The sequence below is a fragment of the Oribacterium sp. genome (assembly GCF_057249185.1).
In genome coordinates this window covers 14064-25980 of record NZ_DBHIGR010000010.1, presented here as the reverse complement: position 1 = coordinate 25980, position 11917 = coordinate 14064, and the positions used below count along the sequence as shown (strand labels likewise).

Annotated in this window: 9 protein-coding genes and 2 pseudogenes; 10 read left to right on the top strand and 1 reads right to left on the bottom strand. The window is 43.3% G+C overall.

All coding sequences use genetic code 11. The features are described from left to right. Positions 1-507: pseudogene (locus tag ACO4PX_RS01400) on the top strand (aspartate--ammonia ligase); the annotation flags it as partial. A gap of 329 nt (positions 508-836) precedes the next feature. Here ACO4PX_RS01400 and ACO4PX_RS01395 read toward each other — a convergent pair. Further along, on the bottom strand, positions 837-1571 hold the full coding sequence (locus ACO4PX_RS01395; protein ID WP_485571046.1) for a ribonuclease H1 domain-containing protein: 735 nt from the start codon (positions 1569-1571) through the stop codon (positions 837-839). 185 nt (positions 1572-1756) lie between these two features. Here ACO4PX_RS01395 and ACO4PX_RS01390 point away from each other — a divergent pair, with 185 nt between their 5' ends. The 9 genes and pseudogenes from ACO4PX_RS01390 to ACO4PX_RS01350 form a co-directional block, all read left to right on the top strand. After that, on the top strand, positions 1757-2512 hold the full coding sequence (locus tag ACO4PX_RS01390) for an HAD family hydrolase (protein WP_315370031.1): 756 nt from the start codon (positions 1757-1759) through the stop codon (positions 2510-2512). Positions 2513-2639: 127 nt separating this feature from the next. Then, positions 2640-3911: a CobW family GTP-binding protein gene (locus ACO4PX_RS01385; protein ID WP_485571044.1), complete on the top strand. Its 1272-nt coding sequence runs from the start codon at positions 2640-2642 to the stop codon at positions 3909-3911. A 79-nt stretch (positions 3912-3990) separates the two neighbouring features. Continuing rightward, positions 3991-5025 (top strand): TIGR03943 family putative permease subunit, encoded by a 1035-nt coding sequence (locus ACO4PX_RS01380; RefSeq protein WP_485571042.1) that lies wholly within the window; start codon positions 3991-3993, stop codon positions 5023-5025. A gap of 153 nt (positions 5026-5178) precedes the next feature. Next, positions 5179-5667, top strand: coding sequence for a hypothetical protein (locus ACO4PX_RS01375; RefSeq protein ID WP_304072894.1), 489 nt, complete (start codon positions 5179-5181; stop codon positions 5665-5667). Positions 5668-5851: 184 nt separating this feature from the next. Continuing rightward, on the top strand, positions 5852-6697 hold the full coding sequence (locus ACO4PX_RS01370; RefSeq protein WP_304072897.1) for a mechanosensitive ion channel family protein: 846 nt from the start codon (positions 5852-5854) through the stop codon (positions 6695-6697). A gap of 57 nt (positions 6698-6754) precedes the next feature. Beyond that, on the top strand, positions 6755-7327 hold the full coding sequence (locus ACO4PX_RS01365; RefSeq protein WP_485571040.1) for an RNA polymerase sigma factor: 573 nt from the start codon (positions 6755-6757) through the stop codon (positions 7325-7327). Then, on the top strand, positions 7320-8558 hold the full coding sequence (locus ACO4PX_RS01360) for a PepSY domain-containing protein (protein ID WP_485571038.1): 1239 nt from the start codon (positions 7320-7322) through the stop codon (positions 8556-8558). Before ACO4PX_RS01365 ends, ACO4PX_RS01360 begins: the two co-directional genes overlap by 8 nt. Positions 8559-8778: 220 nt before the next feature. Beyond that, positions 8779-10737, top strand: coding sequence for an SseB family protein (locus ACO4PX_RS01355; protein ID WP_485571036.1), 1959 nt, complete (start codon positions 8779-8781; stop codon positions 10735-10737). Between the two features lie 206 nt (positions 10738-10943). Then, a pseudogene (locus tag ACO4PX_RS01350) lies at positions 10944-11917 on the top strand (hypothetical protein); the annotation flags it as partial.

Genomic DNA, 11917 nt, shown 5'->3' with positions numbered 1-11917 from the left:
GTGAAGAAGCTGCCGGAGGAGATTTACTTTATTGACTCGGAGGAACTTCTCAAAAGATATCCGAATCTTAGCCCGAAGGAAAGAGAAAATGCCATCACCAAAGAGCACGGCTGTGTATTTATTCAAAGAATCGGAGATAAGCTTAGTAACGGGGAACCCCATGACGGTAGAGCTCCGGACTATGATGATTGGAGCTTAAACGGAGACATCCTCTTCTGGTTTGAAACCTTAAATTGCGCTCTGGAGATTTCCTCCATGGGAATCCGTGTGGATGAGAAGGCTTTAGAGAGACAGCTTAAGCTATCCCATAATGAAGACAGGGCAAAGCTCCCTTACCATAAGATGCTTTTGGAAGGAAAGCTCCCCCAGACCATCGGAGGCGGAATCGGACAGAGCAGACTTTGTATGTTACTTTTGGACCGTGCTCATGTGGGAGAAGTACAGGCATCCATCTGGCCGGAGGAGATGCGAAAGCTTTGCGAGGAGAATAATATTTTCCTTTTATAGTACGTTGATTAGTATAAATTTTCATATTAGGAAGTAATGAAGGGCGGAAACAGATGATTGTTTCCGCTTTTCTGCATTATAGCTCTAAAACAGGGGCACGCTCCCGCTAACTTCGGCACGTAGCTGTACTAAGCGAAAAGCCGCACTTTGCTTGCTTTTCGCAAGTACAGACGGCCTCAGATTACCCCTGTTTCAGACTATAAATGCAGAAAAGCTGGTAAAATGGTCATCCACCCTTCGGCGCCGGTATCTTTTGTAAACAATAGCTTATTCACTTTATCTTATCCGCTTTATATGTAAATTGATATTTGACAAACGTACTATAAAAGTCAAATATTTATCCCTACCGCCTGTTTTGCTAGGGCATCGGCTCTTTCGTTAAAGTAGTCTCCACTGTGGGCGAGGACCTTATGGAAGGCGATTTTGATTTGCTTTTGGTAGGAAAGCATTTTTTCTCTATATTCTATGGTTTTTTCTTTGTTGCATTTCCATTCTCCCGTTGCCCAGGAGGCGATGCCTTGGTAATCGTGGAATATGGCGATGGAGGAGTAGCCTTTTTCCACAGCCAAGGAAGCTGCTTTTAAGGCTCCCAGGATTTCTCCGGAAACATTTCTCATGCTTTGGTAGCTTTCTTCCCGGCCTGAATCAAAGTATTCTTCTATAGTTCCATTCTTTTCAATGAAAACCACGCCGTATCCGTAGACTCCACTGTCCTTTTCAAAGCTTCCGTCCACATAGGCAATACAGTCTGTCTTGGTGCTCTGAAAAAGCTCTTCTATGGCCTTAAGTGAGCCGTCTTGTGTAGGAAGAAGCCCTTCCTCCCCTTTTTCTTCCCGGGAAGACGGTGTTTTTGAACCTAAGCCATGAGAGGCCATGTCGGAGGAGCTATATGGCTTTGCATTGCCGCTTCCGTTTATATAGGCTTCCGCTTCTTCCTTGGTTTTCCACTTTTTGAATTGGGCATTGGGATAGCCCTTTACCTGTTTTTCACATTCTGCCCAGCTACCGTATATTCCCGGATTTTCTCCGATTTTTACCGCATAATAATAAGCCATGATAGACATTCCCTTTCTTCCTCTTTATACTGGTGGAGGAGAAAACATTGGATTTTCAACATTATTTTTACAAAGGAAAGCTGAGATATAGAAATCCCATAAGCTGAGATATAGAAATCTAAGCAGCAGATTTCCTTTGAATGCATAGTGAATATACACTAAAAGCTTTTAAAAAGTATATAGAGGAGTTGAAAATGGGAAAGAAAATCAAGGCAGTACTATTTGACTTGGATGGAACTTTGGTCAATACCTTAGCCAGTCTGAAAAGAAATATGGATCTGACCATGGAGCATTTTTCTTTGGAGGGTGTCAGTCTGGAGGAAACCAAGAAATTTGTGGGTGTGGGAACCAAGAAATTTGTGGAAAGAAGCCTGGAAAAGAATGCTCAGATTTGGTATGAAAAGGCGGAAAAATGGGAAGAAAAGGATGAGGAGAAGGCCATGGACCTGGATCTTAAGGGAGATGAGGTTATGGAACTTTACGAAGAGGCCTATGAATATTATCGCTCCATTTTTCCGGATAATTGTACCTATGAGGCGGAACCCTACCCCGGTATTCCTGCCTGCCTGAAACGCTTGGAGGAAAAGGGGATTTCCAGAGTTTGCATTACCAATAAACCTAAGGAAGAGGCGTCCATTATTTTGAACAAAGTATTTGCTCCTGACAGCTTTACTCTGGTACTGGGAGATAATGGAAAGATTCCTTTAAAACCGAATCCGGATATGCTTCTTACGGTTTGCAAGGAACTGGGGATTTCTTCGGAGGAGGCTGTTATGGTGGGAGATACCAAGACGGACTTGGATGCGGCGAAAAATGCGGGTATACTTAGCATTGGCTGTCTTTATGGATTTCGGGATAAAAAGGAGCTTGAGGAGCATGGGGCAAAGTACCTTGTGAAGGATGGAGAAGAGCTATGGCAGGTTTTGGAGGAGAATTTTTTGGAAAAATGATTTAATCTTTCTAAAGAAAGTTAAGTATAGCTAACTTTATACCGTGGCTATATTGACAAGGTGGAAGATTATCGTAAAATAGCGCTTGTATCCATAGAAAAATGTATTCATCCCAAAGGAGGATTTTATGACAAAGATTGATATTATTTCAGGCTTTTTAGGAGCCGGAAAAACTACATTTATACAGAAATTACTTTCCGATGCTTTAAAGGGGGAGAATGTTGTTCTTATCGAGAATGAATTCGGTGAGATTGGTGTGGACAGCGGCTTTTTAAAGAATGCGGGAATTGAAATTCGGGAAATGAACCAGGGCTGCATTTGTTGTTCTTTAGTGGGAGACTTTGAAAGCTCCTTAAAGGAAGTTATTGAACAGTACCATCCTGATCGTATTCTGATTGAGCCTTCCGGAGTTGGAAAGCTTTCCGATATTTTATCGGCTGTAAAGACCGTTTCCGAGAATCTGGATGTAAAGCTGGATGGTGCGGTAACCGTAGTGGACGCTACAAAGGCAAAGCTGTACAACAAGAATTTCGGTGAGTTTTTTGATGACCAGATTCGTTTTGCCACTTCCGTTGTACTGTCCAGAATGGATATTGCTTCCGGAGAGAAGGCTCAGGAGGCCGTAAATATTGTTCGTGGCATCAATCCTCATGCTAACCTGATTACCACAGCCCTTACGGAGTTAAGCGGAGAAAAGCTTCTGGAAATCATCGGGAAGGAAGAGAATCTGGAAGAGGAGCTTTTGGCAGAAGTAAAGGCGAAAGCCGCTCATCACCATGAGCATCATCATGACCACGAGCACCATCATGAACATCACCATGAGCACGGGGAGTCCTGCGGTTGCGGCTGCCATGATGAGGAAGAGCATGAGCATCATCACCATCATGAGCACGATGAGTCCTGCGGTTGTGGCTGCCATGATGAGGAACATGAGCATCATCACCATCATGAGCACGGAGAGTCCTGCGGTTGCGGCTGTCACGATGAGGAAGAGCATGAGCATCATCACGAGCATCATCATGAGCATGATGAGTCCTGTAGCTGTGGTTGCCATGATGAGGAACATGAGCATCATCACCACCATCATCATGAGGGTTGCGGATGCGGTCATGACCATGATGCGGATGAAATTTTTGACAGCATCGGTTTGGAAGTATTTAAGAAGGTAGACAGAAATCATTTGGCAGAGATTTTAGAGGAAATGGCTGAAGGCTGTGCTTACGGCGGTATTGTCCGTGCAAAGGGTATGCTGGCTTGCACAGACGGCACTTGGGTAAACTTTGATTTGGTGCCGGAACAGGTGGAAATCCGTGAGGCAGGTCCTGAAAATATCGGAAAGTTTGTGGTTATCGGAACTGAGCTGCAAAAGGACAAGATTAAGGCTTTGTTTAACGACTAATTTTTAAAAAAATTCTCCGAAAAGGAACAGGCTTATTTCCCTTTTCGGAGAAGAAAGCATAGAACGGAAGGAGAGTAGAATGGGAGAACAGTGGGAAGCGGAGGGAGAAGGCATTCCTGTCTTTTTGATTAACGGATTTTTAGAGTCGGGAAAAAGCAGCTTCATTCAATTTACCATGGAGCAGGAATATTTTCAGACCGAGGGAAATACCCTCCTTCTTCTTTGTGAGGATGGGGAAGTGGAATATGATCCCATTAAGCTGGCAGCGCATCATACCACGCCGGTGTATATGGAAAATATTACGGATTTCCAAGAAGAAAAATTGCAGGCTTTGGCAAGACAGTATAAGGCGGAGAGAGTCTTAATCGAGTGGAACGGCATGTGGAACCAGGATGATTTATACGGCGGTCCCATGAGTGAAGAGGTACTGGCAAAACAGCAAAATCGTGAGCCGAAGTATCAGGTATCCATGCCGAAGGACTGGTTTTTATATCAGGTGATTACGATTTTAGACGGTTCCAGCCTAAAGATCTATCTTTCCAATATGCGTTCTTTCCTGGGGCAGATGCTTCGTCATGCGGAGCTGTGCATCGTGAATCGTTGCGATAATCTGTCCAATGAAGAATTGGTGGATTATCGTAGAAAGATTCGGGCAATGGGGCAGAATGCCATGATTTTACTGGAGGATAAAAATGGAGAAATTCCCCAGACCGCTCTTCCGGAAGACCTGCCCTACGATCTTGGACAGGATGCCATTACTTTAGCAGATGAAGATTATGGTACCTGGTTCTTGGACTGCATGGAAAACCCGGAGCGCTATCTGAATAAAGAAATCACATTTTCCGCTATGATTTTAAAACGGAAAAATATGCCGGAGAATGAATTTGTTCCGGGACGTATGGCGATGACCTGTTGTGCGGAGGATATGACCTTCCTTGGTTTTATCTGTAAGGGAGACAAGAAATTAATTGCTCCCTTTTCAACAAGAGACTGGGCAAAGCTCACGGCGAAGGTGAAGCTGGAGGAACGGGAAGAATATCATGGTATAGGACCGGTTTTACATTTGGAAAAGATTGCCAGAACCGGAGAAATCAAGGAACCTGTGAATTTCTAACGATTTCTTATAGAAGGATAAACGATATTTTTTTAGAAATAAGTAAGAAAGCCTTGCGAAATTATATTATTTTTGTATACTAGGAGTGTTAATTTAACAAGGGCAGGATTTGTATGGATGCAAGATGCCCTACAACTTAAAGGAGGACTTACTATGTCATATTTACAGATCTTTGCACTATTAGGAGCATTTTTAATCCCGTTTATCTTGCTTTGGCTGATTTGCTACGGCTTGGAGGCTTACGCTCTTTATACCCTGGCTAAGAATAACGGTCAGGAGGATAAGGCAATTTTAGCCTTTATCCCCTACGTAAATCGTGGACTCTATGCTTATTTTGCAGGTGACCAGGAGATGTTCGGTAATCAGGTTCCCACGATTGCCAGTGCTGCAATCATGGGTGTGCTTCCCCTTCTTGGTGGATTTGTTGGCGGCGCCCTTTGGGGATTGGTTGGCATTATTTTTACCATTGTAGTGATTATTGTTTCTTTCTACAATTATAAAGCCGTATACGGAAAGATGAGCAGTGTTTCCGATTCCACTCTATTCGGTGTTTTGGCTGCTGTAATTTCCCTTTGCCGTGTTATCTTCATTTTCCTTCACAGAAATGATATTCTGGTAGAGGACGGAGAAATCGTAGAATAATATTTCCTTTCAGCAAGCTATAGCAGTTTTATACCGGCTCCAAAAGTTAGACCCAAGAATCTAACCTTGGAAGCCGGTATTTTTATAAATATTTTTACAGCCGAAGAAGAGCCGGGGATAGTGATCCGGTATGATTTTTAGGAAAAAGTTTTATCCATCTACAGTTGTAGGGACGGGAGAAAATATGAATCAGGTAGAAAGTATTGAAAATGAAATTCGGGTCTGGAGCTTCCAAAATTTTGGAAATGGTTTGGCTCTGGGGCTTACCCGTTTTATGGGGAAATTTTTATTGGCGCTGGCATTGTTTTTGATTGGTCGATTTATCATTAAAAAGCTGGGACATATTCTTCCGAAAACCCCTATTTCAGCTAAGATCGATCCTACGGTTCGGAATTTTTTCTTTCGAGCAATCGTACTTTGTCTGTATCTGATTTTAGGAATCAGCTGTGTCAGCATTCTGGGGGTTCCCATTGCTTCCGTCATCACTCTTTTGGCTTCTGCCGGTGTGGCGGTAGGTCTGGCCTTACAGGGCTCCCTATCTAACCTTGCGGGAGGCATTATGCTTTTGCTGTTTCGCCCCTTTAAGGTGGGGAATTATATCAAAAGCGGTACGGATGAAGGCACGGTACAGGAGGTGAGTATTTTCTATACCGTTATTCTTTCTCCGGATAACAAGCGGATTTCCATTCCCAACGGCAGCCTGATGAATGCCAATATCATCAATTATAGTGCGGAGCGTTTCCGGAGGGTGGATTTGATTTACCAGCTTGGTCGGGATGAGGATGTAGAAAAGATAAAGGGATATTTGGAGGCTTGTATTCAGGACGATGAGCTGATTCGAAAATACCCGGAGCCCTTTGTAGGGCTTACCGCGGTGGGAAGAGATTATTTGGAGTTTAGTATCCGTCTTTGGGTGGATACCCCTTCTTACTGGACCCTGTATAATCGGATTAATGAAAAGGTTGCCATCAAATTCGCCAAAGAAAATGTGCTTTTACCCAGCACGGCTATTAAAAATATACAAAGTTGACTTTCATTGCAATAAAATGCCCTCTCTATGCATTGTACTTATGAAAGGACGAAAAACATGATCAATGTGAGTATGCTGATTGCGGATTTTCCCGGGCAGGAAGAAATAGCGGATGAACTGATCTTTTCTTTGGCAAAGGGAAACCGTGAAGCGCTTAAAATCATATATGAGAAAAGCATAAACCCATTGTATGCTTACGTTCTTTCTTTAACAAAAAATAAGTATGACACAGAGGATGTTTTGCAGGAAACCTATGTAAGCATTGCAGAAAATGCAGCTTCCTATCATGGGGGAAATAAGGCGATGGCATGGATATTTCGAATTGCCAGGAATTTCACCCTGATGCATTTCCGAAAAGAGAAGAACAAAGAAAGTATTCACGAAGTGGAAGAGGCGGTGGACGCCAAATATTCCTTTTCCTTCGTGGAAAATGCTGACCACAGAATGCTTTTGGAATCCGCCATGGAAATATTGGAGGAAGAAGAACGACAGATTCTATTTCTTCATGCCGTGGCAGGCTGGAAGAATCGGGAAATTGCGGAGTATTTAGGAAAAAACTTAAATACGGTTTTATCCAAATACCAGAGGAGCATTAAGAAGCTGCAGGAGCATTTAGGAAAGGATGAGTAAGATGAAGCAGGAAAATATGGAAAAAGAGCTTCAAGAGGCTGTTCAAAATCTTATCCCCAATGACTTATTTACTAGGATTACCGCAGAACTGGATTCCAAGGAAGAGGGTGCAAAGATGGAAAAAGTGCTGGTAAGAAGAATTGAAAGGAAGAGTACAAGTCCAGGATTAAAAACAGTGATGCAGTTGGTGGCAGCCTGTGTGGCTTTGGTATTGGTAGTTGGGGGAATCTTTTATTACAGAGGAAACTTAATGGTGGATAGCTTGGTGGACTTGGATGTAAACCCGGGAATTGAGCTTCTTACCAACCAAAAGAACCGCGTATTAGAAGCTTATGCAACCAACGGCGACGGTGATAAGGTTCTTTCCGGTATGGATTTACAGAACGTGGATTTACAGGTGGCATTAAATGCTATCGTAGGTTCCATGGTGCAGCAAGGCTATATGACGAAGGACACCAAGGGCGTATTGGTAACCGTGCAGAATAAGGATCAGAAGAAGGCGGATAATCTTCGTAAGCTGGTGGTGAAAGAAATGGAGATAGCTTTGTCCACAGAGGACATGAATGCAGCAGTCTTTCATCAGGTGATTTCCAGTCAGAATAACAATGCTTCCGCATTTGCCAGGAAAAATAACATTTCCTTAGGAAAGGCTGTGTTCGTACTGAACCTTGCCAATAAGGCCAGCTCCTTAAATGCCAAAGAGCTGGCAAAGATGAAGATTTCCGAAATTGCAAAGCTGGTAGCTGATAAGAACATCGATATTCGTGACATTATTGAGTATGATTCTGATGACAGCCTCTGGGAAAATATCGCAGATGCTATTGAGGATATTAATGAGGGAGATGATGACTACATCGTAGCAACAACTCAGCAGGGTACTAGTCAGGCGGTTCAGGTTCAGCCTACAGAAACACAGGCTGCGGTAGCACAGACACAGGCTCAGGCTCAGACTCAGGCTCAGGCTCAGACTCAGGCACAGACTCAGCCTCAAACCCAAGCACAGACTAAAGCGCAGCCTCAGCAGGGCGGCAGAATCAGTGCAGACAAGGCAAAGGCTATTGCTTTTGGTCACGCAGGGGTTTCTGCCGGACAGGTAAGAGACTTGTCCGTTGAGTACGATGATGACGGTGTATATGAGATTGACTTTAAAGTAGGAAACATGGAGTACGATTACGAAATCGGTGCTGTAGATGGTTCCATCAGAAAAGCCGATGTAGAGCAGGATGACTAAATAGAGAAGTGTTTATGATAAATTAAATATCGAATATGATTTGCAGTATGGGTCTGAAATGAGGGGCAATTTGAGCTCGCCCTGATTTTCAGGCCCATTTGCATAAGTGATATTTTGATTTTTCTTCATCAAAATGTTTCTCTATCCCCCATTCTTTGCTATACTGTCTGAAGTACAAAAAAGGGCATATTTCCTTTTTTGCGAGACTTAGGAGGATTAGATGAAAGAGATGGGACAGAAGGAGTTTTCTGAAAAACTCGAATTAGCCAAGGGACTTGAGGAAAGTATTCTTCGTTTTTCCGATGAGCGAAACCAAGAGAATTTAAATAAAATTTTTGCCAGTATCGAAGAGTTGATTAACAACGGAGGAGGACTTCTTCTAGCGGCGGATCCTGCCGGAGAAAAGGACGGTCAGCAGCAGATTAACCTGAAGTTTTTAAAAACCGAGGAAGGAAAAAGCTATTCGGCGGCTTTCACCAATGTGGAAGAGCAAAAGGCAGGAAATGAAGGTCAGCAATCCTCCGCAGTATTACTTCCTGTAGCGGAGCTGTTACAGATTGCGGCGAACCATCCCCATTCCGACGGTGTGGTAATCAATCCCTTCAGCAACAGCTTTATTCTTCTGAAAGAAGCCATCGTGGCTTTGCAAAACAAGATGCGTACCCAGAACGTGGAAGAGCGTTTAAAGGGAAGTGCCGGAATTTTTCAGGCGGTTGCGGCCTACCATGAGGAGCAGAAGAAGCTTCCTGAAGGAGAGGCGATGCCGGAGGACAAGAAGCGTGCCGGCATTGAGCGAGTATTACAGGGCTTTTTGCAGGCCATGGAGCTTAATGCTCAGCTTTTGGTGGCTATCGTATCCACCGAGAAAAAAGAGGGAGAAATTGCAGATGGTCAGGTTCTTCTGAACCATTTAACAACCCAGGATGGAAGAGATGCCATTGCGGTATTTACCTCCGGGGAACAAATCGAGAAGAATCCTGCAGAAACAGCGGCTATCGCCATGCCGGTGCAGGATGTGTTGAAGGCGGCCATCCACATTTCCGAATCAGGAAAGATGGACGGACTGATTATTAACCCCTGGTCCCAGTCCTTCTTCTTAAGTCTGGACATGGTGAAGTGGCTTCTGGATGCCAAGATGCGGGGAGAAGAGAGAGCGAAGGAAAATGAAGAAAAGAGAGCCATGACACAGGGGCTTTCCGAAACCATGCTGTACTCCGCTTTAATCGGTGGAAGCTTAGGAATCGCCAAAGAGAAGAATGCTCTTGGAGAAGCTCCTTATGGAGAGCAGGCCTTTAGCTATCGTCCTGCCATGGGATCCGTTCTTTTGGCAGAGTTCCACAGCCTTAATACGGAAAGAAAGCTTTCCTTCCCGGATATGCAGGAAAAGTTCTACGACTGGAAGTCTAAGGGCATGTATGCATTGGAAGGACAGGAGCAGGATGCCGTGGAAACCATGGATGCCAGCATCATGCGTTTTGCCACCGGCAAAGGACCTAAGGACAGCGGTGTGGATGCAGAGGATGATTCCTTCCTTTCCAGAATGCTACCCTTTGCCATGATGCTTTGCAGACGTTTGCATCAGTTTAGTGACATGGACAGGGCAATGCTCCATGATGCAGTAAGATTAACGAACAATAACCCTAAGGCTATGCTGATGGGAGAGCTCTATGCCACCATGCTTCGTAATCTGGTTCTTCACTTAGGGGGAGAAAGCCTGGAAGAGCAGCTACAGGCTGCGGCCAACTATGTAGCTTTGTTCTACGAAGAGGAAGAGGCGGAGAACGAAGAAGAGAAGCGCCTGAACGAAGAAGCCAAGGAGCAGCATAGAGAGGATGTGAAGGACTATGATGCACTGGTTGCCTGCTTTGACATCCTGAAGCCCTTCCTGGATTTAAAGAGCCTGGAAGGAAAGAAGGCGGAGGAGCTGTCCGGAAAGGAAAGCTGCGAAGCTACCCTTCTTTTAGCGACATGGGTACTGCTTAACAGCAAGAGCTATCAGGAAGCAGTGGAATCTGCACTTTCCGTAAAGGGAAGTAAAAACCTTCCTGTGGTAGTGTCTACATTGGCAGCAGCTTACTATGGCTTATCCCAGATTCCTAAGGATTGGGTCAATGCCTTGGCAGGAAAAGAGGAAGTTCGTGAAATTGCCATTGAGTGGCAGATGCGCTGGTTAGATTAAGAGAGAAATTTGTATCGAAATCAATTTTTCATACTTTATTTAACGAAATCATTTTTATTATACAAGTGAAGAATATTAAAAAAAAGCTCGACTATCCAGCCGGGCTTTTTTGTTAAACAATTATATTTCTTGCTTGAAAATAATGGATATGGTATTCTGTTTAAGAAAAAATGTGGATTGGCATACTGAGGAAAGGAAAGATTAGTATGAGAAAATTGAGAACAGCTTTAGCGCTATTTTTGGTTATGTCTTGTATCCACTCTACCATTGTTCCTGCAGAAAATTTTTCTGGAGAAGCAGTGACTTTTGTAGAGACGGAAGCTGTAAATCAAGAAGCGGATTTACAAGGGGATTTACAAGAGGATTTACAGGAGGACACAGAAAAACTTGATTCTCAAGACGAGTATTTTTATGAAGAACAAGAGGTTTCAGGTATTTTGCTTCGTGTGAAGGCAGATCCGGGTGTATTCCCAAAGGATGCAAAGCTAAGAGTTAAAGTAGTTAATAAAGTAGAAGAGCAAAAGAAAGTTGAGACTGCAGTTGAGAAGATAGCGGAAGGAAATCTGAAGGATAGTATTATTTTAGATATTAGTATTTTGGATAAAGAAGGTGTTGAAATTCAGCCGGATACGTCAAAAGGGGAAGTAATGGTTAATTTTTCACAGATACCCTTTTGGGCTCAGGACGGAGAAGATAATATCTCTATTTTTCATTTAGATGAACTTGGTGCGGAAGCGGAAAAAATAGAAGATATTAGCTTAAACGAGGAAGAAAAATCCGTAGAAATCAGAGCCACGCATTTCTCCTTATTCATTATTTCTGCAACACACGCTGGTTATAGAACTAATAATTTTGGGCTTTATGCAGGAGAAGAGGGGAATATAGTGGCGATGTTTAGGAATGCCTTTTCAGGGAATCCTGAGATTCCTATCCTTAGTGTAAGGTCTGAGAATCCTGATATTGTCCAGGTCGGTAAGAATACTAAAAATGAGTTTATTTTTAAAGCTTTAAAAGAGGGAAAGGCCAGAATACATGCAAGAAAAAAAATAAAAGATAGAATAGTAGAAGAAGAAATAGTGGAGGTTCTTGTTCAGAAAGCCCTTACCAAAGGAAAGATCGGAGAGAATATAGAATTTGAAATCACCGGTTCAGGAAATAATCTGACTTTGAGCTTTAAAGG